General features: G+C 66.6%; 11 protein-coding genes. 3 read left to right on the top strand and 8 right to left on the bottom strand.

Going from position 1 to position 23,937, the window contains the following annotated elements:
• The first annotated feature begins 123 nt into the window (after positions 1-123).
• Positions 124-2,814, top strand: a complete 2,691-nt coding sequence (locus QFZ46_RS04090) for a hypothetical protein (RefSeq protein ID WP_307358548.1) — start codon at positions 124-126, stop codon at positions 2,812-2,814.
• Positions 2,815-2,870: 56 nt separating this feature from the next.
• On the opposite strand, the gene QFZ46_RS04085 is transcribed toward QFZ46_RS04090, so the two are convergent.
• From QFZ46_RS04085 to QFZ46_RS04060, 6 genes are read right to left on the bottom strand one after another with little or no spacing between them, the layout of a single operon-like run.
• A complete protein-coding gene (locus tag QFZ46_RS04085) occupies positions 2,871-4,226 on the bottom strand; it encodes a GH1 family beta-glucosidase (protein ID WP_307358547.1) in 1,356 nt (451 codons plus the stop codon).
• A complete protein-coding gene (locus tag QFZ46_RS04080) occupies positions 4,223-7,015 on the bottom strand; it encodes a glycosyl hydrolase (RefSeq protein ID WP_307358544.1) in 2,793 nt (930 codons plus the stop codon). The genes QFZ46_RS04085 and QFZ46_RS04080 overlap by 4 nt, the downstream gene beginning before the upstream one ends.
• A complete protein-coding gene (locus QFZ46_RS04075; protein ID WP_307358542.1) occupies positions 7,012-9,615 on the bottom strand; it encodes a family 78 glycoside hydrolase catalytic domain in 2,604 nt (867 codons plus the stop codon). The genes QFZ46_RS04080 and QFZ46_RS04075 overlap by 4 nt, the downstream gene beginning before the upstream one ends.
• Complete coding sequence (locus QFZ46_RS04070; RefSeq protein WP_307358540.1) at positions 9,612-10,439, bottom strand: carbohydrate ABC transporter permease; 828 nt, start codon at positions 10,437-10,439, stop codon at positions 9,612-9,614. Before QFZ46_RS04070 ends, QFZ46_RS04075 begins: the two co-directional genes overlap by 4 nt.
• Positions 10,439-11,395: a carbohydrate ABC transporter permease gene (locus tag QFZ46_RS04065; RefSeq protein ID WP_307358538.1), complete on the bottom strand. Its 957-nt coding sequence runs from the start codon at positions 11,393-11,395 to the stop codon at positions 10,439-10,441. The genes QFZ46_RS04070 and QFZ46_RS04065 overlap by 1 nt, the downstream gene beginning before the upstream one ends.
• A gap of 59 nt (positions 11,396-11,454) precedes the next feature.
• Positions 11,455-12,813, bottom strand: coding sequence for an ABC transporter substrate-binding protein (locus QFZ46_RS04060; protein ID WP_307358537.1), 1,359 nt, complete (start codon positions 12,811-12,813; stop codon positions 11,455-11,457).
• Positions 12,814-13,017: 204 nt separating this feature from the next.
• Here QFZ46_RS04060 and QFZ46_RS04055 point away from each other — a divergent pair, with 204 nt between their 5' ends.
• Positions 13,018-16,263 carry a family 78 glycoside hydrolase catalytic domain gene (locus QFZ46_RS04055; protein WP_307358536.1) on the top strand — a complete coding sequence of 1,082 codons (3,246 nt, stop codon included), beginning with the start codon at positions 13,018-13,020 and terminating at the stop codon, positions 16,261-16,263.
• A 14-nt stretch (positions 16,264-16,277) separates the two neighbouring features.
• On the opposite strand, the gene QFZ46_RS04050 is transcribed toward QFZ46_RS04055, so the two are convergent.
• Positions 16,278-17,285, bottom strand: coding sequence for a LacI family DNA-binding transcriptional regulator (locus QFZ46_RS04050; protein ID WP_307358535.1), 1,008 nt, complete (start codon positions 17,283-17,285; stop codon positions 16,278-16,280).
• Positions 17,286-17,430: 145 nt separating this feature from the next.
• On the opposite strand from QFZ46_RS04050, the gene QFZ46_RS04045 reads away from it, so the two are divergent.
• Positions 17,431-18,249 (top strand): alpha/beta hydrolase, encoded by an 819-nt coding sequence (locus QFZ46_RS04045; RefSeq protein WP_307358534.1) that lies wholly within the window; start codon positions 17,431-17,433, stop codon positions 18,247-18,249.
• Positions 18,250-18,324: 75 nt separating this feature from the next.
• Here QFZ46_RS04045 and QFZ46_RS04040 read toward each other — a convergent pair whose 3' ends face one another.
• Positions 18,325-22,947, bottom strand: coding sequence for an ATP-dependent helicase (locus QFZ46_RS04040; RefSeq protein ID WP_307358533.1), 4,623 nt, complete (start codon positions 22,945-22,947; stop codon positions 18,325-18,327).
• Positions 22,948-23,937: the final 990 nt, after the last annotated feature.

Below are 23,937 nucleotides of genomic sequence, written 5' to 3'. Positions count from 1 at the left end.
CACACCACCTGCGCGCGGGCGGGCCCCGACGGGGCCCGCCCTTCTCATCACGCTGTCCGCACCTGCAACACCGACTTCAATGAGGAAGAGGATCTTGACATGAGGCGAAGAATGATCGCGGCCATGACTGCCATCACGCTTGCCACGCTGGCCCTGACCGGGATCAGCCAGCCGGCGTGGGCCGTCGGTACTGCTTACTACGTCAACAATCAGACTGGCTCCAATTGCAGTGACTCAGGAGCTGCAACCCAGGCGCAGCCCTGGTGCACGTTCGATCCGATCAATTCGCACGGCGCGTTCGGCCCCGGTGACTCGATCCTCCTCGCCAAGGGCGCCACCTGGAATCAGCAGATGAACCTCACGGGTTCTGGGACCGCGACCAACGGGATATCCGTCAGCGCATACGGCAGTGGCGCCAATCCCGTGATCACCCGTAACGGATCGGTGAACGACCGAGTGATCAAGCTCGTCAACGGCGACTACTGGAGCTTCAGCCATCTCGAAGTCTCCAACGCGGCGTCCGGCATACTCGCTTACTACGACACCCTCGGACACAAGGGCTTGAGCTTCACCGATATCTACGCGCACGACATCAAAGGCCTGATCTTCTACACCGACGGCGTCGTCGACACCCCGGTACCCAGCGCGCTTGTCGACAACGTACGCAACTCTTCCGGCATCCAGATCACGGGCAAATACACCACGTTCTCGTCGACCGACTACTTCCTCAAAGGCGTGCGTATGGTCGACATCACAGGCCAGCACAACTTGAACACCATCGGTATCGACATGCTCGGACAGATGCAGCAGGTGGAGTCCAACGTCGGCGGCAGCGGCGGCGCGGGAGCCAACATGGTGCAGGACGTCGTGATCAATCGCCTTGCCAGTCACGACAACGACTGGGGGTGCGACGAAGCGCTCCGTCTCTTCACCGTCACGCACGCGGTGATCATGAACTCCACTCTGAACAATGAAGCGCCGTGCCACCACGTCGGTGGCACGACGGCCGTGATCCTCGGCCATCTGGAAGACGTCACATTCGTCAACTCAATGGTCACCAATGTCACGAACACCGGTTCGAATGATGAGAACGCGCTCGACTTCGAGATTCTCAACAACAACGTGCGGGCCCGCAACTCCCTGTTCGCGAACACGCCTGGATCTGCCATGTCATTCCTGAAGCTCGGAGGTCGTCCCGGCGACTATTCGACGAACAACGAGTCGTCGTCCAATGTGATGGTCAACAACGGCGTCGCGAAGGGGTACGGTCCGATCCTGGTCCTCAACCAGGTCGGCGCAGCGTCACCGATCACTGGCACGATCAAAGACAACATCAACGTCAACTCGAACTTCCTGTATGACCAGGGCAACGGTTTCGCCGGCTTCACGACGACGAACAACCAGACCCTTTCCAACGGCTCGGGAAATGTGTTCTTCTCCGCGGCCGATTTCAGCGGCACTCAGGGCCTGAACGGATGGTCTTATCAGGCATTCGACGGGGCGGCATATTCCGACCTGATCTATAACGCGGGAGCGGAGAAGTGGACCCCGGCAGGGCAGAATGTGCCGGAGATCACTCAATTCGACCAGCATCCTGGCACGACGACCACGGGCTGGGTCGCCAGAGCGTGGACGGCTCCCTCCACCGGGACGGTCAGTCTTCGCGGGCGCATTCTCAAGTCGGACAACACCGGGCTCGGCAATGGGATCCTGGCCCGGATCACGATGAACGGTACGCCGATCTGGCCGGCCAGCGGCGCACAGATGGTCGCTGCCGGAGACGAGTACACGGGCGTCGGATATGTGCTCGACAACTTGGAGGTGGATGCAGGCGACGTTCTCCGTTTCGAGACGAACGAGAACGGGGCGTCGGCGAATGACAAGGCGAGCTGGACCCCGAGCGTCGCGTACACGTCGACTCCCGACGAGGCATACGACTGGGGCTTCAACAGCGGCCAGGAGAGCCGGTGGAAGGTGTGGGGTGCGACGTCGACGACCGCAGAGGGTGCGGACCTGAGCTCGCTGAACCTCACCTCGACCGGGACCGATCCGCGAATCGAATCTCCTGACCAGCTACATCTTGACGCCGCCTCTGCCACGACAGTGACGGTCAGGATGAGCAATGACACTGCCAGCACGACAGGGAGAATCTATTTCACGACCCCGTCTTCGCCGGGGGCGAGCGAATCGAAGTCCGTGGCCTTCGCCGTGGCGCCGAACAGCGGCTACACGACGTACGCCGTCGACATGGCGTCCAATCCGCAGTGGACCGGCGAGATCAGGCAGTTGCGTGTCGATCCGATCGACGTGGCAGGGGATGTGAAGGTCGACAGCGTCGTGGTCTCGGGAAGCGGCCCGCTGTACGTGAACCGGCTGTTGAACGGGAGCTTTGAAAGCCCTTCGACGACCTTCTACACGTACGAGCCCGGTGGAGTGTGGCACTTCGCCGGCTCGGCAGGGGTGCAGCGCAACACCAGTCCGTTCAGCGGCACTCAGGGTGCGAAAGACGGTCAGCAGACCGCATTCATCCAGGGAACGAGCTCGGCATCGCAAACGCTGAATCTCTCTGCCGGCTCCCACTCGGTGACGTTCTCGTTGGCCCAACGCAAGAACAACGGTGGCGCGCAGGCGCTCGACCTCTACGTGGACGGCGTGAGAGTGAACAGCCCTGCATTCGTTCCGCCGTCGAGCGGCGCGTTCCAGACGTTCACGTCAGCGGCGTTCACGACCACGTCGGGAACTCACACCATCGAGTTCAGGGGAACGAACACCGGAGACAACACAGCATTCGTGGATCAGGTCACTGTTCAGTAGCAGACCTGACGAAGCCGAAGCAGGGTGCGGCGAGTGCGCCGCACCCTGCTTCTGTCTCAGGACCTGTGAGACGCGTGATGAGCCGCGATCACATCGCGGTACCAGTGCGCCGAGTCCTTCGGGGTGCGCACCAGCGTCTCGGGATCCACCCGGATGATGCCGTACTTCTTGGAGAAGCCCATACCCCATTCGTAGTTGTCCATCAGGCTCCACAGGTAGTAGCCGCGCACATCCGATCCCTCCGCGACAGCACGATCGATCCATTCCAGGAAGCCGCCGACGTAGCGGATCCGCTCCTGATCATGAAGCGGATCCGCACCGGGATCAGCCGGCCCGTCGGGAAGGCCGTTCTCGGTGATGTAGATCGGCCCGTTCCAGCCGTAGTCGTCGCGGACCATCTGCAGCGCCTCGTACACGGCGCGCGGGTAGAACTCCGATCCGTCGTCGAGGAAGTTGCCGCCCCGGGGAGGATCGCTCTCCGCCCAGCCGTTCGAGTCCTGGTTCTCGGAGTTGACCACCACCCGGGAGTAGACGTTCAGGCCGAGGTAGTCCACGGGCGACGCGATGATCTCCTGGTCGCTGTCGTGGACATCCGGAAACGTCCCCTCCGCCTGGAGCCGCTCTCGAAGCCGATCGCTGTAGCCGCCACCGCGAAGCGTGTCGAGGAAGAACCGGAAGCCGTCGTCCTCGCCCTGAGCCGCCAATGCCCGATCGTCAGCAGAGTCGGTGGCGGGCTGGCGTTTCCAGATGTCGAGCACGACACCGATGTCTCCAGGGGACCCCGCCGCGCGGAACGCCTGCACGGCCTTGCCGTGGGCGAGCATCTGATTGTGCATGGCCTGGCGACCGGCGCGCTCGTCGCGCAGACCGGGTGCGAAAGCCCCCAGGGCGTAGCCCACCCACGTCGAGATGGGCTCGTTGACGGTCGCCCAGCGGCCGATGCGATCGCCGAGGGCATCGAAGGCGACCGCGGCGTACTCCGCGAACCAATCGGCGACGTCACGATCGGGCCATCCGCCGCGATCTTGCAGCGCCTGCGGCAGATCCCAGTGATACAGCGTGGCGTTCGGCGTGATGCCGGCATCCAACAGCGAGTCGGTGAGCCTGCGGTAGAAGTCCAGGCCCTTCTGATTTATCCGGCCGACGCCATCGGGCATGATCCTCGACCAGCTCAGTGAGAATCGGTAGCTGTCGAGCCCGAGCCATTTCATGATCTCGATGTCTTCGGGGTAGCGATGGTAATGATCGCAGGCGACGTCACCGGGAATGTCGTCGAGCACCTTGCCAGGGGTATGACCGAAGGTGTCCCAGATCGACGGACCCTTGCCGTCTGCGTCCCACGCCCCCTCGATCTGGAAGGCGCTGGTGGCGACCCCGAACTCGAAGGAGCGGGGAAGGTTCAGGAGGCTCATGGAGCATGCCCTTCTTGAGGTGCGGAGGATGGCGGATGCTCGAACACGATCCTCACCGGACCGAGAAGACCATGCGCGCGGAGGGGTTCTTCATCGAAGATGTCGATCCCGTTCTCGACCACGGCATTGCGCAGCGACGTCCTGACTTCGATCTCGATCTCCGTCCCGTTCACGACGGAACCGCCGAGGCCGATGACGGTGTCGTCGAGATAGGTGACTCCGACGGCATGGCCGCCCACTCGGATCACCGCCGATCCCGCCAGGGCGCCGAGGTGGATCCTCGCCTGCGTGCCGACGAGCGGCTCGTCCGGCAGCACGACTCGCGCCGCGTAGCGTCCGATGCCGGAAACGCCCTTGAGGGCATCGATCGTCCGCCAGTCGCCAGGCCCGACGCCATCCAGCACGATGGTGCGCGAGCCGCCGGGCTCTTCGCTGATCACTTCCAGGCGCCACCATTCGAGAGTCGCCGACACCTCGTGGGTGACGGCCTGCGGAACATCAGCGGTGCGGCTCGGCTCCATTCCGGTGTCGAGCTCGAACACTCGCACTCCGAGCGCGGGGATGCGTGCTGCGATCGTGGTGCGGTCGCCTTGGGCGGCGTGGGGAACCGGGATGATGCGCCCGCTCCAGAGGTCGAGCTCCCGTACCCGGCCCACTCCCTCGAGCGACAGTCGAGTCTCGGTCGGCTCTGACAACGTGTTGTACACGAGCAGATAGCGGCTGCCTCCCGCTTCGCGCCACTGGGTGAGCACCGCGCCGCCGTCGATACTCGCCCTAGGCACCAGTCCGAGCCGGGTGAAGGCAGCGGATGCATCGGCCATCGTTCGTGCACGCACGGTCGTCGGCATCGACAGAGTGCGGGCGATCGCGGCACGCACGCGCTCGTCACCGTCGGGGCCGTTCGCGAACCCGGAGTCGGTGGTCGGCGGCTCGCCGACCACGACGAGCCGTACACCCCGCTCCGCGGCGTCGGCGATCGCCTCGGCGGCCTCCGGCGGCAGCATCCGCTCGTCGATGACGAGTCCGCGGTAGCTCGGTCCTTCCGCGAAGAGGACGGGCCCCTCGCCCACGCCTTCAATGACACCGAGCGGATCGACGAACTGCACGCTGAAACCGGCCAGCTCGAGGGCCTCGGTGTCTGCGAGTCGGGCGGGTGCGGTCGCATCTGCCGTGGGGTCGCGTACGCCGCGCGCAGCGATCGTCAGGAACCCGTCCCGGTAGATGGCGACGTCTGTGCGGGGTACCCCGGTCTCGAGCACGACGGTTCCGCGTGCCCAGTAGTCGGTGAGCGGTCGCCAGTTCGGCCATTCAGGGAAGTGGATGCTGTTCCAACTGTCCGACACGATCTGCTGGAAGCGGGTCTGGGCCGGCCACTCCGCATCGCGCGCCTGGGAGGCCACGCCATGCAGGAAGGGCTTCGTGATGCCCGCCGCCCACTCCTTCGCCAGCATCCGTTGCAGGTCGCCGAGAGTGACCGCATAGGCCGCACGGAACTGCGCGCCCAGTTCGGTGCTGATGCGCACGGCTCCGCCCTGGTGCGCTCCGCCCACGACGCAGCGCTGCCAGTCCAGGGCGAACTTCCAGGTGGGATCCGCACGGGTTATGGGGAACCTGTCGCCGGAGTTCAGCGATTCTCCCTCGGCGCGGCCGCCGGCGCGCACGAACTCCCGATTGCTGCGAATCGCTTCGAGATTCTGTCCATAGGCCGCCTGTGCCTTGTGCTGGAGCCCGTGAGTGGTCGACCATTCCTGCAGCGGCAGCAGCCGACGGGAGATGTAGAGGTCGGTCAGCAGGCGGTAGTAGTCCCGCCGTACGCGACGCCCGATCCCGGGGCCGTTGTCATCGTCGAGTTCGAAGTCCGCGACGGTCTCCTCGTTCGGCAGCCAGAAGTGCGACATCCCGTGTGCGAACAGCAGCGGAAGGTACGGCGTCGGATCATAGCCATGCCGCTCGGCGAAGCGCTCGAGCAGGTCGGACGTCCAGAACAGCGAGTCGGCGTTGAGTTCCAACGAGTCCTCGAAGAAGTCTGTCCCGACCCGGCGCAGCAGCTCCATGTTCTCGGCGCCCAGTTGATGCTCGTCGATGTACGCGGTGGCGGCAGCCGTCGCATCCTGATCCAGGAAGTTCGTCACCCCCTGCTCGCACTCGCGCATCCAGAAGGCGAAGAGAACCCAGTCGCCGTCACGGGGCTGCTGCCAACGGATCGTCGAGTCGACGACCTCGGACGTCAGATCGATCAACGACGTCGCGTCGAGGATGGTCGAGGAGGCCGGTGGGCGAATCGGCCCACGCGGTGACGACTTCTCGTCCTCGACGCCGACGACAGACGGGGGATTATTGCGTTCGAGCACGCGAGCTGCGGTGACGCGCACCAGCGTCGCGGTGCGCTTCGCCTCGGGGTCGTCGAACGCTGCCGGGAGGGGTACGAGCGATGGGGCTTCGCCGCAGAGCTGCGTCGACCCGTACTGCAGTTCGCGGGAGGAGAAGGGCGTCCCCGTCGTGGTGTTCGGCGTCTGGATCGGCCACGCCGCTCCCAACGTCATCGCCACGCCGACGCCCAGTCGCTCCGACTCGCGCAGAACGGCGGTGAGCGCGGTGCGCTGCACCTCGTCTCCCCAGAACTCCCGGCTGAACGCGATCTCCACCTCACGGAAGCCGGCATCGGCGATGACTCGAAGCTGGCCGAGGAGATCGTCGACCGGCACAGCGCTCTGCCACCACCAGCGAACCCCGGGGCGGTCATCGGCGCGCGGCTCGGCGAATCGATCGGAGTCAAGCGGTGCCGTCATGGTGTCGACGATGTGGAACCGAACTCGTGGTGTCCGTGGTCGACGGTCGTCGGGGCAGAAGCCCCCGGCATCCAGACCTCGGCCGTCACCCCGTAGGGGACGGAGAGCGACAGCTTCGTGCTGCCGTTCTCGAGGCGCCAGGAGACTGCGATCTCGCCGTACGGTGAGAGATGCCTTGCGGAGGCGGAGGACAGATCGCCGGTCACCAGAGGACGTACCTCGATCGTGCGATAGCCGGGGGATGTGGGTGCGAGCCCTGCCACGCAGCGGTGCATCCAATCCGCCACGGCGCCGTACGCATAGTGATTGAACGACGTCATCGTGCCCGGATTGATCGACCCGTCAGGCAACATCGAATCCCAGCGCTCCCAGACCGTCGTGGCACCCATCGACACCGCATACAGCCACGATGGACAGGCTTCGGTGAGCAGCATCCGATGGGCGAGATCTTCGCGACCCGCTTTCGACAGTGCATCGAGGATGAGCGGAGTGCCCACGAAGCCTGTGCTGACCCGGTACTCCGCGTCCGAGACCAGCTCTGCCAGGCGTCGGCCGGCACCGTCGCGCTGATGGTCTGTCTCGAACAGGTCGCCGGTGATCGCGAGCGCGTACACGGTTTGGCAGTCGCTGTGCACCACGCCGGTGTCGCTGACATACGCAGACACGAACGCCGCACGCACGCGCAGCGCAAGATCGGCGTAGTCCTCCGCGTCCGCGTGTCGTCCGAGAAGCGCGGCCGCCCTCGCGAGGATTCCGCTCGAACGCGCGAAGTAGGCCGTGGCGACGACATCCGGGTCGGCCTGCGCCTGCGCCGCGTCCTCCGGAGGCGCCGTCGGGTCGAGCCAGTCGCCGAACGGTCCGCCGCTCGTCCACAGCAGATCGTCGCCGACCATGCTGCGCACCTTCTCGACCCACGCACGCATGGATGCGTATTGACGCTCGAGCACACCGACATCCCCGTAGGCGAGATGCAGCGCCTCGGGGACGATGGTCGCCGCATCGCTCCAGGCTGCCGCGGCCGGATCAGGGTCGCGCAGGACGTCAGGGACCACGAAGGGCACGCCGCCGTCGCTCTTCTGCTCCGCCGCCAGATCCTCCAGCCATTCCGACAGGAATCCCGCCGTGTCGAAGAGGGTCGTCGCGGTGGGGGCGAACACCTGGATGTCGCCCGTCCAGCCGAGCCGCTCATCGCGTTGCGGGCAGTCGGTCGGCACGGCGAGGAAGTTCCCTCTGGTGCTCCACAGCACGTTCTCGTGGAGCCGGTTGAGCCGAGCATCGGAAGACTCGAACCAGCCGGTCCGCTCCAGATCGGTTCCGAGCACAAGGGCTTCGACGTCTGCGAGAGACAGCTCAGGCACGCCCACGATCTCGGCATAGCGGAAGCCGTTGAAGGTCAATGTGGGTTGAAGGACCTCGTCCGGCCGACCGGAGAGGATGTATGCGCTCGTCGCCAACGCGCTGCGCAGCGGTCTGACGCCGAGCTCACCGTGTTCCAGCACTTCGGCGTGCCTCACCGTGACTTCGTCGCCGGCGGCACCGCTGACGCGCAGGCGCACCCAGCCGACGAGGTTCTGTCCGAAGTCGACGATCGTCCTGCCGGAGGGAGAGGTGATCAGCTCGACAGCGGGGAGCGTCTCGGTGACGCGCACCGGCGGGCCCGATGGTGCGACGAGTCGGTGGAAAGCGCCGCGCTGCACATCGACCGTGTCGATCGCCTTTCCCTCGGGGGAGTCGGCGATCCGCATGTCGCGGCGTTGGCCGTCGTAGAAGTCGTCGAACAGGATGCTGCTGCTGACGGCACCCCAACTGGCATCCGTGCCGAAGGTCTCGAGTGAGCCGTCGGCGTACGTCACCTCGATCTGCGCGAGCAATGCCAGACGATCGCCGTAACTCGAGCGGTTCTCCGGCCACACGAGCTGTCCGCGGTACCAGCCGTTGCCCAGGAGCGCCTGCAGTCGGTTCGGGCCCGCCTGCAGGTGCTCTGTGATGTCGTACGTGCGGTAGCGCAGCCGCTTCTCGTAGGCGGTCCAACCGGGCGCGAAGATATCGTCTCCGACTCTTCGCCCGTTGATGGTGAACTCCACGATGCCGTGGGCGGTGAGATAGAGGCGCGCGGTTACGGGCGTGGCGGCGAGATCGGCCTCGCCGAAGAGCAGCGGGGCGCCGTCAGTCAGGCCGCCGATGGTCGACGGACTGATGAGATCTCGCACCCAGTCGTTCTGCTCGAGCAGGCCTGCCTCGATGATCAGCGGCGCACTCGGTGCCGACCAGTCGAACCCGCTTCCCGACCGCACGCGCAGTCGAACCCGCTCGCGCGATTCCAGCGGGGCGAACGGCCAAGGCACGAAGAGCTGCTCGGGGGAGTGGACGATCACCGAATCGACACCGCTGGAGCGTTCGAGCGTCAGCTCATATCGATCCGAATGCCATTCGGTGCCGGCACCCTCGATGCGCCACGACAGGCGAGGGGTCGCGGTTGCGATGCCGAACGCGTCATCCTGGTACTCGGCACGGAGCCTCGTGACGGCGACGCTCTGCCCCACAGGGGACTCCCGGGCCTGCGGAGAAGCGTCGGCCGATTCTTCAAGCCACTGGCTCACTCGAGTCCCGTCCCTGCGATTCCCTTGAGGTACCACTTCTGGAACACGATGAACACGATGAGCACGGGCAGCATGGAGATCACAGCGCCGGCGAGGCCGACCGCAGGCGAGATCAGAGAGTTCTCACCACCCGCGAGCGGAGCGAGGGCGACGTTGATGACCCGGTTGGCGGGATTCGGTGCGATGACCTGCGGCCAGATGTACATGTTCCATGCGGTCAGGAAGCTGATCGAGCAGAACGTGGCGAGTGCGGGCTTCGCCAGAGGGAGGGCGATGGAGGTGAGCACGCGCCCCCAACTCGCCCCGTCGATGCGCGCCGCCTCGATGAGGCCCGCCGGCATCGTCGCGAAGAACTGCCGGAAGAGCAGGATCGCGAAGGCGCACTGGGCCGCCATCGGGATGATCAGTCCCGCGTAGGTGTTCAGCCACCCCAACTGGAACGTGACGATGAACAGTGGGATCAGCGTGAGGTTGCCGGGGATGAACATCGGCACGATCAGCGTCGCCATCACGGCCGCAGACCACTTGAACGGGATCTTGGCGAGCGCGAATGCGGCGGGCAGCGACAGCAGCAGCTGAAGGCCGACGATTCCGAGGCTGAAGATGAAGGTGTTGGCGATGACCTGGGGCGTCAGGAAGTTCCAGGCATCGACGAAGTTCTGCCAGATCGGGGTCTCCGGGAGGAGCGGCTTCGGAAATGCCGAGACCTCCGCCGCGGACTGGAGCGATCCGGAGACCATGTAGAGCAACGGTGCGGCCATGATGAGTCCGCAGAGCACGATCGCCGTGTAGCGGAGCGTGGCGTGCAGGGGAGAGGTACGCATCAGCTGCGCTCCTTTCGGATTCGCACGATCACGCGTACGACCAGGACGATGGCGATCATGAGGACCAGCTGGAAGAGCGAGAGTGCGCTCGCGTAGCCGATGTCGCGCTCGGAGAATGCGACTTTGTAGGAATACAGGGCGATCGACTGCGTCGTGCCGAGCGGGCCGCCGTCAGTCATGATCAGCGCGATCTCGAACGAGCCGCTCACGAAGCTGACGGCCTGAAGGACGGCGATGAGGATCGTGGTGCCCCACACGTTCGGCCAGGTCATCGACCAGATCTGCCGCCACTTGCTCGCCCCGTCGAGTGAGGCTGCCGCGTAGATGTCGTCTGATACTCGTTGGAGTCCGGCCATGTACAGGATGATGACGATCGGAAGGCCACCCCAGATCATCATGATGACGAGGGCCGGCCGCGCCCAGACGAGATCGGAGAGCCAGATCGGCCCGTCGATCCCGACCGACGAGAGCACCTGATTGATGAGGCCCTGCTGGCCGTAGAGGTTGACCCAGATCAGCGATGCGACAGCGGCCGAGGCGATCATCGGCGCGAAGTAGAAGACGCGGATCGCACCGATCCCAGGGAGCTTCGTGTTGACGAGAACGGCCAGGACGAAGCCGATGAGGATCGTCGGAACGACCCCCATCACGACGAACAGGGCGGTGACTCCGAGCGCCTGCCACATGTCCGCGTCTCCGAAGAGACGGATGATGTTGTCGAGCCCGACCCATTGCGGTGTGCCGAAGAGATCCCACTCGAAGAAGGTCAGAACCAGTCCGCCGATCGCCGGGAGGATCACGAACGCCACGAATGCGAGCATGCCGGGCGTCAGGAAGGCGGCAGCCGTCAGCGCGTCGAGGCGCTTGGCTCGCCGGCTTCCTGGTCTTTCAGCCGGGATGGGCCGCTTCTCCTCGTCCTGTCTGGGCAATGGCAAATCAACGATGGGGGTGGACACTGCGATCTCCGATGATCGGTACTCGGGTGGGGCGCCAGGCGCCCCACCCGGATTTCGGACTACTTGCTCTGCTTCTCGATGGCGTCGTTGACGGTCTGCTCGGCCTCAGCGAACGCTTCTTCGATGGACTTGCCGTTCAGCAGCACTTCCTGCGTCGCCTTCTTCGTCGCCTCGGTCAGCGTCGTCGAGGAGGAGCCGGGCATCTGCGTGAGCAGTACAGCGGTGCGCGCCGACTCGCCGAAGATCTCGATGTTGGCGGGCGGCGGGGTGCCGTCCTTCCAGATGCCGTTGTCGATGCCGTCGTCGGTCGGAGGGATGACGCCGCCGACTTCCTGAGCGACCTTCATGCCGGCGTCGGTGTCATAGAACCAGCTCAGGAATGCCCAGGCGGCATCCTGGTTCTCGCTGGTCTGCGCGATGGAGAGTCCGTACGATCCGCCGCCCGCCGTCGAGTTGCCGTCGATCGTGGGAAGGACCTGGACGTCCCAGTTGTCGTCGGGCATCGTCTCCTTGAGACCGGGTGCGGCGCCGCGTGACGCGATCGCCATGGCGACGTTGCCGGAGTCGAACTTGAGCGAAGGATCATCGGTGGTCGTCGTATACTCGCCGGATGCCGTCCCATAGGCGCTCAGGAGCAGCTCCCATGCCTCGAGGGCTTCGGGCTGCCCGATGCTGGACTTGTTGGTCTCCGGGTCGTACACGCTTCCACCGAACGCCTGGATGACGGGGCCGAAGACGATCTGCGCTGTACCGTCCCCGAGCGGAGCAGCGAGGCCGGTGACAGTTCCGCCGCTGTTCGTCTGGATCTCCTCGGCGACCCGATACATGTCGTCCCAGGTCCAATCGGCCTCAGGGTACTCGGTGACGCCGGCCTTCTCGAAGGCGGTCTTGTTGTAGTAGAGCCCCACGGAGTCGGCGCTCACGGGAAGCCCGGTGATCTGCTCGGGGTTGTCGATCGGGCGGTACTGACCGACGAACTGCGGGAGGAACGAATCCGCATCCAGGTCTCCGAGCTTGCCGTCCTTCAGCCCCTGAGTCAGGTCGAGAGTGACGTTGTTCGTCGCCAGCGTGTCCGCGAGGAAGTCCACGTTGAAGAAGACGTCGGGCACTTCCCCGCTGAGCCGGGCCGTGGCCAACCCCTGCGCGTACTCTGCGGCGTCGTCGGTCGTGCTGCGAACCTCGACTTCGCGATCGGGGAAGGCCTCCATATAGGCGTCGGCGTACTCCTGGAACTGCGGCTCGAGCCCGGTGATGGTGTTGAGGATGATCGAGCTTCCCTCGACTTCACCCGCGGCTCCTTCGCCGCCGCTGGCGCCGGCTCCGCCGCCGCAGGCGGCGAACAGCGGAAGCGTCGCGACCAGCGCGAGCGCGAAGAGGGTTTTGCGGGGCTTCCCCGCCTGGTGAGACATCATTGTCATCGTTCCTTTCATGGATGTGATCGCCGTGCACGTTGGTGTTGCAAGTGATTGAAACCTTTCAGATCATGATGTGCGACAGGATTCCGCTTGTCAAGCGAGAGCCGCCGATCCTTGATCACGGTTATGATACGTTTCAAGTCCTTGCGGCGGCCGAGTATGGGCGTAGGCCGTTCGGTTCTTCTCATCCTCGGCGAAGGAGCCCACGTGACCAGTCCTGTGCCCACCGCACTGCGTGTCGATGGGCACGCATCGACCGTGGATGATCCGCGTTCTGATGATCATCGCTTCGTCCGAACCGCTTCGCAGCGCCGCCCGAGGCTGTCCTGGACCGTGCCGCTGGTGCGGTCGGGCCAGGAGCAGACCGCATTCGAGGCGCGGGTCGCACGCAGTGACGCCGATCCCCGCCGCGATGATGTCGACTCGGTTGGTGTCACCGTTGCGGCCGACGACGCTTCAGGTGGTGATCCGTTCGTCGAGCTGGAAGTCCCGCTCGACCCCGACTCGGCATACCTCTGGGCCGTCCGCGTGCGCGATGAGGCAGGGGACTGGTCGGATTGGTCGGACCCGACCCGCATGGAGTCGGGGCCGTGGGACTACTCCGACTGGACGGCGCAGTGGGTGTCGCATCCGCCTCTGTCGATCCTTCGACGTGCGTTTCATCTCAGTGCGCCGATCCGCTACGCGCGTCTCCATCTCACCGCGCAGGGGCTGGTTCGGGCATCCGTCAACGGCGTCGCCGTGAACCCTGCTTCCTCTGACCCGTCCAGGACCGATTTCGTACGCGCGCTGTATCGCACGTACGACGTCACCGATCTTCTTCGCTTCGCTGACGGCGGCGACGGGGAGAACACCCTCGACCTCGCTCTGGCATCGGGGGAGTGGGCGCGAACCGGGCTGGATCCGCGCGTGCTCGCCGAAGTGGTGGTGCATCTGGAGGACGGCACGGTGGTGCGCGCGGGCACGGGCGAGGGCTTGCTCAGTGCTGCCGGCGAGGTGACGGTCGAAGAACCGTTCTATCTCGAACGACACGAGTCCATAGGCGCTCTGCTGGACTTTCGCGCGGCGTCCGCTGCTCGTGTCCTCGTGGCGGAGGACTCGCCGGCGTCGCCGCAGCATCCTCCGCGCGACATCGACCCTGACCCGTCACCGGCAGTCCATCGGGTGGCCGCGCACGGCGTGACGCTCCTCACGCGCGCGAACGATTACCGCGTCTATGACGTCGGGACCAACATCGCGGGGCGAAGCGCACTCACGGTGACGACCGCGCTGCCGGAAGGCAGCGTCATCCGCGTCGTCCACGGCGAGCACCTCGGTGCGGACGGGCGCATCGACACCACCAACCTGACGATGCCGTACGACCGAGGGCGCGTTCGCCAGGCTGTGGAGTACGTCGTCGATGGGCGGAGCGACTCGATCCTGACGCCGTGGTTCTGCTATCACGGGTTCCGCTACATCGAGGTGCTGGGCCTGCCCGCCGACGCCGAAATCGCTCTCGAGGCCTGGAGCCTCCACTCGGATCTCGAGTCGATCAGCGACCTGGAGACGGACGACGCGCAGGTCAACGCGCTGGGTCGCGTCGCCAGGCGCACGCTGCTCAACAACGTGCACGGCATTCCGGAGGATTGCCCGACCCGCGAGCAGTCGGGTTGGACGGGGGACACGGGATCCGCCGCCGATTTCGACTTCTCGGCGTTCGACATGCAGGGCTTCTTCACGAAATGGCTCGGCGACCTGCGCACCAGTCAGCAGGCGGACGGGAGCATTCCGGCGATCTCGCCCGATCTCCGCTCGCCCAGGATCACGCCGGACCCGGTGTGGGGCGCTGCTCTCCAGCGGGTGCTGCTCGGCCACTGGCTGCACTACGGTGATGCGCGCGTCGTGCGCGAGACCCTCCCCGCGCTGCGGCGCTGGGCGGACTATCAACTGACGCTGCGCGCCGATGACGGCGTGATCGGCCGCGCCCCGATCAGCTACGGGTCGGACTGGCTCGCTCTCGTGCAGACGCCCCCGCCGCTGCATCACACCCTGGCGACAATCGACTGCCTCGAATCCCTGGCGACGCTCGAGGAAGCGATCGGTGAGGCGGATGCCGCGGGCGAGCGGCGCGCGACGGCGGACGCGCTTCGCGCGGCTGCGCGGGTCGCGTTCTTCGACGATGAGCATGATGTGTTCGGCAACGGCACTCAGGCCGCGGACGCCATCGGCATCGAAGGGGAGATACTCTTCCCCGCCGAACGCGAGCGCGCGGCCGAACGCATCGCCGCTGGTGTGCGGGCCGGCGGGAACCGGGTGACATCCGGCTTCGCGACCACTCGGACCGTCGTGAACTCGCTGGCACGCAGCGGGCATTCGCAAGTGCTCTTCGACGCGCTTCATCAGCCGGACGAGCCCGGCATCGGCGCGATGCTCGATCACGGGCCGGGCACGTTCTGGGAATGCTGGTGGATCGACCCGCTGAACACGGGCACCGGGTCGCTCGATCACATCGGGCTCGGCGGCCCGTTCGCCGGCTGGGCATGGCAATGGCTCGCCGGCATCCGTCCGACCGGCGCCGGCTGGTCGACCTTCATCGTCGAACCCCAGTTCATCGACGGCGTGGACTCTCTGACCTTGTCGTCGCGCACGGTGCGTGGCGTTGTCGGACTCGGCTACCGCGCTGATGGAGACGCTATGACTGTCACGCTCACCGTGCCCGTCGGCGCTCGTGCGGAGCTGCGTCTTCCGGGGCAAGACGTCGAGACGCTCGGGTCGGGGGTGCATGAACGCACGCTCACGGTCTCGTCGGTTCGCGCTCCGACAGGTCCGTCGGCACCTCAGGGTGGATCCGAGGCGGCGTGGACGCCGCCGTTCCGACCGGCCCCATCGCCCGACATCGATGGTGAGCGCGATTGGCTGTCGCGCAGCATCGCGGCCGGTGCGGACACCGGCATCGGCGCCGAGTCGATTGAGGTGCTGAGCGACGGCATCCGCTGCATGCCGGTGCCGCATGAACAACCCCGAGGGCCTGTCGCCCTGGTGCGATCGAGTCGAGGTGCGCCTTCCGGATCCGACGGGGAGGGAAGCACGCTGACGCTGCGGGTGTCCCCTGGCAGCGACGTCGCATCGGGGTCGGGTCGCGAGCTGCCGCGTGCGCGCTTCGTCTATGGGCTGCTCGACCTGTGCCTTCCGAATCCTCCGCGCGCGCTCGAGAGCATCATCGTCGTGCACGGTGCGGACGGCACGAGTGTGCAGCAGACCGGGATCCTCTGGCCGGCCGGGTGGAGCCGCGTGGCCGTGGACGTCTCCGACCTGGCCGCACGCACGGCGATCACAGCCGTCGACGTCGGCATCCGCATCCGCTCGGCCGGTGCGGACGCATCCAATGCCGGGCCGTACGACTCTGCCGATCGCACCCCTCTCGCGTTCCATCTCGGCGAGGTCGGCTACAGCACGCGGCGTCCGACGTGGTGATCAGAGAGCTGTGATCAGCGGGCTGTGCTCTCCCGCACCACGAGTTGAGGGGGCAGCAGCAGGTGCTCGTGCTCGTGCGCGCCGCCGGTCGCCGCGTGGTCGAGCACGAGCCGCACTGCTTCGGTCGCGAGCTCTTGCCTCGGCTGATGGATCGTGGTGAGCGGCACGATCGCCGACGCCGCGTAGTCGATGTCGTCGTAGCCGACGATGGCGATGTCGCGAGGAACATGCACGTCGTCGGCGAGCACGAGGGACTGCATCGCGCCGAGCGCCAGCAGATCGTTGGCGCCGAAGATCGAGTCCGGGCGCGAGTGCTCCGGAAGCTCGGCGATCAACTCACCCATCGCGCGACCGTCCGCGATCGTCTGATCGGTGGTGTCGAAGTGGGTGAGCGTCGCATCCGCCACCTCTGAGATCGCGCGCTGAGCCCCCTCCCACCTGTCCTCGACCTGATGCAGCGGCCCACCCAGGAAAGCGACCCTGCGGCGGCCGGTGTCGAGAAGGTGCTTCACGGCGAGGTAGCCACCGGCGTTGCCATCGAGGGCGACGGAGCACACATCGCCGCCTGCGGCGTGGATGTCGAAGAGGACGAGCGGCATGCCCCGCCGTGTGAGCCTGTTCATCCGCTCGGTCGCGCCGTCGAGTGGTGCGATCAGCATTCCGCGCACCCGCTGCTCCTCGAAGAGGTCGATGTAGCGGTCCTCGCGTCCATCGAGCTGATCACTGCTGCCGAAGATCACCGTGTGGCCCTGCGTCTCGGCGGCGGCCTCGCAGGCATGGGCGAGTTCCGCCCAGAACGGGTTCGCGACGTTGAGCACGATCATGCCGAGCGTGGTGCCGCCCCCCATCCGCAGCTGCCGCGCGAGGTCGTTCCGCACGAACCCGAGTTCATCCATGGTGGATTGCACGAGCGCCAGGGTGCGGGCCGAGACGAGCTCCGGTTTGTTGAGCACGTTGGAGACGGTGCCGACGGACACGTTCGCACGCTCAGCAACCTCACGAATTCCTACTGGCCCGGTCACATGCACCTCATCTAGCTGGCCGCGCGGCGCGCGGTGAATCCATCATATGGATCACCACCGGCGCCTTGTGCGTCTTGAAACGATTCATGTAGCGTAGCGCGCAGACTGTGGACGCACACGACGACAGGCCAAGGAGGCCAAGAGCATGACAGAGCCATTCGACGCGGCAGACGGATTGGTCCGCGTGTATCCGGCTTCCCCGGGGAAGCCGGGCGTCACTCCGGCGCTGGTGTGGGCGCACGGCGGCGGCTTTCGCGGTGGCGACCTGGACATGCCGGAGGCGCACTGGACATCCGGCGCGCTCGCCATGCGTGGTGTGACGGTGATCTCCGTGGACTATCGCCACCTCGGCGGAGGTTTTCACTATCCGGCGCCCTCCGACGACATCCTCACCGCGTGGGCGTGGACGGTGCAGCACGCCGACGAGCTCGGCATCGATGTCGGACGATCGGCGATCGGAGGTGCGAGTGCCGGTGGCAACCTCGTGACCGGGGCCGTGCTGCGCCTGCTCGCTGATGACGCGAGTCGTCTGCCGCTTCCGGCGGGCGTCTTCCTCGCCTACCCGACGCTCCTCGCCGATCAACCGGCGCCGGATGCCGCGATGCGGGCGCTGCTCGACGCGAACCCGTCGGCGATCCACCCGTACGGCTATGTTCCCGAGATGTACCGGAACTTCTTCGGCGGCCCCGTTGAGGATGCTCCACTGGCCGTCGTCCCTGGTCGCGCCGTGGCGAGCGACCTGGCCGGTTTCCCTCCGGTGCTGATGATCAATTCCGAGATCGATCTCCTGCGCCTGTCGGGCGAAGTGTTCGCCGAGACCCTTGTCTCAGCGGGGATCCCGCTCGAACTCGCGACTGAGCCCGGAGTTCTGCATGGTCATCTGAACAGACCGGAGGAGCGCGCGGCATCCGATTCGATCGATCGTGTCGCACGCTGGATCGAACGAGGCTTCGTGCCGGAGTGATCGCGCGAGACCGAGCTTTCGGCGCGAGACCGAGCGTGCGTCGCTCGGTCTCATGCCGGAGCATCGGTCTCGCCGCTACAGCGCCTTGCGCAGGGCGAAGCCGCGCGGGGTCGCGACGAATCCGGCTTCCTGCAGAGCCATCGCGAAGTCAGTTCCGTAGATCGCCTCGCCGTTGATCTTCTCCACGGTGAGCGTCTCGAGCCGACGCGCGCGGGATATCTTCACCAGATCGGATGCCGCGGCGCGCAGCAGCTCCGGATCATCGTCGAACGCCAGCACCGTGCGGCCGCCTCGCTCGAGGTAGAGCACGAGCGACCCGTCGACGAGGACGACGAGTCCGCCCGCCTTGCGCCCCGGGCGATGCGACACGCCCTCCCGCCGCGGCCACGCGAGTGCCGCGCCGTACGGGTTCGCCGGGTCGGTCGCGGCGAGCGTGACCGCCTTGCGCGGGGGCGGGTCGGCGAGTGCGGCGAAGGTGCGCAGGCGGTCGACCGTCGCGGATGCCGCGAACTGCGCGGCGCCGAGCTTCTCGATGACGTATCCGCGTCGGCAGTGCCCTGCTTCCTCGAATCCGGCCAGCACTCGATAGGCCTGGGCGAAGCCGCCTGGCACGCCCTCGGCCTGCACCGCCCCGCGGGTCACGACGCCGTAGCGGTCCAGCAGCAGTCCGGCGCTCACGGTGGCGCGGCGCGCAGCATCCGTCTCAGCCGGTGGCAGCAACGACCATCGTCCGCCCACCGCTGTCGGGCGAGCAGGTGTACGGGCAAGGGACATGCCCCGGTAGGTGCGCGTTCGAGGGGCCCGGCGGGTCACGCGATGCGCCTGAGAACCGCCGGCGAGCAGCGACCTGATGGGTGCGAAGGTGTCATTGGTGACCCTGCTCGACCAGGTGAGGTTCCAGAGCGCCTCGAGCACAGACTGCTCGTTCTCGGCGCCGGTCATCTCGCGCAGCTGCATGGCGAAATACGCGCCACCGGCGCTCAGCGCACTCAACAACTGCGCTTCGAGGGAGTCCGGCGCGAGTTCGTCCTCGGGCTCCGGCAGCGTGAACGGTGCGAGGTCGGCAGGATGCAGTGACACCCATCCGTCGCGTCCCGGCAGTGTGCCGTGGCCCGACCAGATGACTTCGCCGCTGGCGGTCAGTTCGTCCAGCAGTGCGGGCGTGTAGTCGCGCACACGGGAGGGCAGGATCAGCGACTCCCAGGCGCTCGCGGGAATCGGCACGCCCGCGAACTGCTCGATCACCGACACCACGCCGTCGAGCCCCTCCAGCGGGCGCCCGAGGTGCTGCCACTCGGGCAGGAACCGTGCGTACGCCTCGGGGGAGACCGGCTCGACACTGCCGCGGATGGCTGCGAGTGAGCGCATCCTCAGTCGGCGCAGCACCTCGGTGTCGCACCATTCGATCTCGGACCCGCTTCCTGCCGCCTCCGGCAGGAAGTACCCACTGGTGAGGCGGCCCGCGTTCTCCAGGCGTTGCAGCGTGTGGCGGGCGACGGCAGAGCCGATGCCGAAGCGGAGAGAGATGGCATCCGTCGTGAACGGGCCGTGCGTTCGGGCGAAACGGGCGGCCAGGTCGCCGAGCGGATCGGCGAACGGTTCGAGGAAGGCGACCGGGATGCCGGTGGGCAGGGCGGCACCGAGCGCATCGCGCAGTCGACCCGCGTCCTCTATAGCGGCGACGCGAGGAATGCCGGCGATCGTGACAGGGATCGCACGACGGGCGGCGATCAGGTCGTCGAGGTGCGTCTGAGCCGCGGCGAGGTGCCCCGGTGCCGTGCCGCCGACCTCGCTCTCGAGGCGCTCCGCGACTTCCGCCGCATCCATCGGCCCCAGCATCCGCAGCAGGTCGGCGACGCCCTCCAACCCTCGTACGCGGCGCTCGGGGTCGAGTCGCTGCGCCTCGCGCTCCCACTGGGCGAGCACGTCCGGGTCGAGAAGCTCGCGCAGCTCGACGGTTCCGAGCAACTCGCCGAGCAGCGCCGGATCGACCGAGAGGGCAGCAGCGCGGCGCTCGGCGAGGGGCGAGTCGCCCTCGTACATGAATGCGCCGACGTAGCCGAACAGCAGATCGCGCGCGTACGGCGACGGCTGTGCCGGCTCTGTCTCGACCAGCCGCACCTTGCGTTCGGCGATGGCATTGGTGAGGCGTCTGAGCGACGGCAGGTCGTAGACATCCTGCAGCACTTCGCGCAGCGTCTCGAGGATCACCGGGAACGTGGGGTGGCGCCGCGCGACTTCAAGCAACTGCGCCGAGCGCTGGCGCTGCTGCCACAGCGGGGTGCGCTTGTTCGGGTTCATGCGGGGCATGAGCAGGGCTCGCGCGGCGCACTCGCGGAACCGGGAGGCGAACAGCGCAGAGCCGCCGACCTCTTCCGTGACGACATGCTCGAGTTCGTCCGGGTCGAACACGAACAGTTCGGCGCCTGGGGGTTCGGCGTCGGCATCCGGAATCCGGACGATGATGCCATCGTCGCTCGCGACAGCCGATCCGTCGACGCCGAGACGCTCCCTGACGCGCGCGTTGATGGCGAGCGCCCACGGCGCATGCACCTTCATGCCGTATGGGGAATGCAGGATGACGCGCCAGTCGCCGACCTCGTCCCGGCCGCGCTCGACCGTGAGCGTGCGGTCGGTCGGCAACGTACCGGTGGCCTCCCTCTGCTCACTGAGATGTGCCATCAGGTTGATGCGCGCCTGCTCGTCGAGGCCGGCCTCGATCAGTCGTTGCGCAGCTTTCTCCGGGGCGGCGGCTGACACCTCGCGAGAGAACTTGCCCAGCGCTTCGCCGAGTTCGTATGGCCGCCCGATGCCGTCTCCATGCCAGAACGGCACCTTGCCCGGCTGGCCGTAGGCGGGCAGCACGTTGACGCGGTCGTGCGTGATCTCGGCGATCCGCCAGCTCGTCGTGCCGAGCGTGAAGACATCGCCGACGCGGGACTCGTAGACCATCTCCTCGTCGAGCTCGCCGACGCGGCGGCCCGCGCCTTCGCCGGCGACGAAGACACCGAAGAGGCCGCGGTCGGGGATCGTGCCGCCACTCGTGACAGCGATCCGCTGGGCGCCTGGTCGACCGGTGAGCGTGCCGGCGTCTCGATCCCAGATCAGTCGGGGTCGCAGCTCGGCGAACTCGTCCGAGGGGAATCGGCCGGCCAGCAGATCGAGGGTCGCCTCGTACGCCGACCGGGGGAGCGACTGGAACGGCGCGCTCCGCCTGACGGTCTCGAACCATTCCTCGACGCTGATCGGTGCCAGTGCGCAGGCGGCTACGGTCTGCTGGGCGAGGATGTCGAGCGGGTTGCGCGGCACGGCGATCGCCTCGATCCTGCCGGCCAGCATCCGCTCGGTGACGATCGCGGTGTGCAGCACATCGCCGCGGTGTTTGGGGAAGAGTGCCGCGCGGCTGATCTCGCCGACCTGGTGGCCCGCGCGACCGACGCGCTGCAGCCCGGATGCTGCGGACGGCGGCGCCTCGACCTGGATGACGAGGTCGACCGCGCCCATGTCGATGCCGAGTTCGAGACTGCTCGTCGCGACGACGCAGCGCAGGATGCCCGATTTCAGCTCTTCCTCCACAAGGGCGCGCTGCTCTTTGGATACCGATCCGTGATGTGCCTTGGCGAGCACGGCCTCCGCACCGGCGGTGGAGCCCGCTTGCGCCATCATCGCGGCGGGTGGGCCCGCAGGCTCAGGCAACGGGACGCCGATGCGCTCCGCATAGATCTCGTTGAGCCGGCCGGTGAGGCGCTCGGCGAGCCGCCGCGAGTTGGAGAAGACGATCGTGGAGTTGTTCTCGAGGATGCGGTCGACGATCGCCTCTTCGACGTGGGGCCAGACTGATCCGGTGACCTCGGTGTACTCGGCGGGGTCGTCGCTCGTAGCGGGGGCTCCGGGCGGGGGAGGCGGATTGGTCATGTCGTCCATCGGGACGACGACCGAGAGGTCGAAGGTCTTGGATGCCTTCGGGGCGACGATCTCGACCGGTTCGGAACCGCCGAGGAAGCGGGCGACCTCGTCGATGGGGCGGACGGTGGCGGAGAGGCCGATGCGCTGTGCGGGTGCTGTGTCTTCGCGGCCGGCTCGCCGCAGGGCATCGAGCCGTTCCAGGCTCACCGCGAGATGCGCTCCGCGTTTGGTCGCGGCGACCGCGTGCACCTCGTCGATGATCACGGTGTGCACGTCGCGCAGGGTCTCACCGGCGCGGCTCGTGAGCATGAGGTAGAGCGACTCGGGGGTGGTGATGAGGATGTCGGGTGGGTCAGAGACCAGTTTTCGACGGTCGCTCGAGGTGGTGTCGCCGGAGCGCACTCCGACGCTCACGGTCGGCGCTGCGAGCCCGAGCCTGCGGGCGGACTGTCCGATGCCGACCAGCGGCGAGCGGAGGTTGCGTTCGACGTCGACGCCCAGAGCCTTCAGGGGTGAGATGTAGAGGATGCGGGTGCGCGCGGTGCCCTTCGCAGGGGCGGCGTCTGCACCTGTTGAGGGGGTCGCGGCTTCCGCCCGCTCGCGGAAGACGCGATCGATCGCCCAGAGGAACGCCGAGAGCGTCTTGCCCGACCCTGTCGGCGCGACCACGAGCGCGTGTCTGCCGGCGGAGATCGCATCCCACGCGCCGGCCTGGGCCGGTGTGGGCGCGCTGAACGCGCCCCGGAACCAGTCCTGTGTGGCAGGGGTGAAGCGGTCGAGCACGTCGCTCATCCCTCCATCATCGTCTGTGGGTGGGACATCGGGGTCGTCTCCTCGCCTCGGACCCGGCAGATCCACAATGGTTCTCCAACCGATGAGATCGATAGGTTGGGGTCGTGGAAGCTGAAGGGTCACGCTCATCTGTCCTGATGAAGCTGCTGGAGGAGATTGAGCGCGTTAGACCAGAGAGCCGAATCCTCGTCGCCCTCGACGGTTTCGACGGTGCCGGGAAGACACATCTCTCGGCGGAACTCGCGGACCTCGCTCGCACACGCGACGGCAGGCCAGTCGTGCGCGTCAGCATCGACGGCTTCCATCGGCCGAAAGCAGAGCGCGTAGCCGCGGGCTCGGGCCCAGAGGGGTTCTACTCCGGTTCCTACAGATACGAAGCTTTCCGCAGCCATGTCGTGGACTCTCTGCGCGCGCACGGTTCAATCACGCCAGCTATCTGGGATGTCGCACGGAACGAGCCCGTTGACGCCGCACGGATCGCCGTACCTCCGAGGGGAATCGTCCTCGTGGACGGGATCTTTCTCCAGCGCCCTGAACTCAGCGCGGTCTGGGACGCCGCCGTTTGGGTCCATGCTCCCTTTGAGGTCAGCGTTCCGCGAGGCAATACTCGGTTCCCAGGCACTCATGACCCTGATCCTGCGGCTCTATCCAACCGGAGGTACGTCGGTGGGCAGCGTCTTTATCTAGCCGAAGCTCGACCCGAGGAACGGGCGACATGGGTCTTGGACAATACGCTTCTCGACCAGCCAACCCTGCACCGAACAGCGAGCCCCGGGCTGCCCGTTAGGTAGCGACCTCCGTTGGGACGGGGAGCTTCGGCGCACGCGGTCATGGTGTGGGGCTCATCAGCATGTTCCGGTGGTCCCGTGGAGTTGCACGTGCGTGCGCATGAGAGTTGCAGCACCGACAGGACATCAAAGTCCGACGCGATCGCCGCGAGGCGCAGAAGACCCGTGCTCTTCATCCCATCCGAAGCGCTGGGCGCCCTGG

It is taken from the genome of Microbacterium murale, from assembly GCF_030815955.1.
GTDB lineage: Bacteria > Actinomycetota > Actinomycetes > Actinomycetales > Microbacteriaceae > Microbacterium > Microbacterium murale_A.
This window is presented reverse-complemented; position numbering and strand designations above follow the sequence as displayed.